Source organism: Halorhodospira sp. 9621, assembly GCF_022228055.1.
GTDB classification, from domain to species: domain Bacteria; phylum Pseudomonadota; class Gammaproteobacteria; order Nitrococcales; family Halorhodospiraceae; genus Halorhodospira; species Halorhodospira halophila_A.
The window spans coordinates 1-393 of the sequence record NZ_JAJNRD010000122.1 but is presented as its reverse complement, the minus strand read 5'-3'; the positions used below and the strand labels follow the sequence as shown (position 1 = coordinate 393).

General features: G+C 67.7%; 1 pseudogene. It reads right to left on the bottom strand.

Annotated elements, in window-relative coordinates:
* A pseudogene (locus tag LRF89_RS13390) lies at positions 1–393 on the bottom strand (IS1634 family transposase); the annotation flags it as partial.

The window sequence follows — 393 nt, the reverse complement described above, 5'->3', positions numbered from 1 at the left end:
CGATCAGCGCGTCCATGGCGCGCAGCAGCTGGGCGTAGTGGAGGTCTCGGGTGTCGACTCCAGGCAGATGCACGCGCTCGAGCCAGCGCAGCACGCCAAGTTTGCTGCTCGGGTCGCAGAGCCGGTTGAAGACTAGCAGCCGAACAACCGCCTCCAGGTCGAACTCGCGGTACGAGGACCGGAACGCGCGGCGTAGGGCGCGATCGAAACCCAGCTCCTGCCAGAGTTCGGTCAGCAGCCACGCCGGGCCGAGCGAACGGGCCGGGTCAAAACGCACGCCATCAGCGTCTACGCCCTCCATGCCGGCGTGGCGCTGAAGGCTCTGGATCAGGCCTTCGATCTTCTCTTGGGTCGCCGGCTGATCCGCGCGGCCGAGCTGGGCGACCTGTCGGT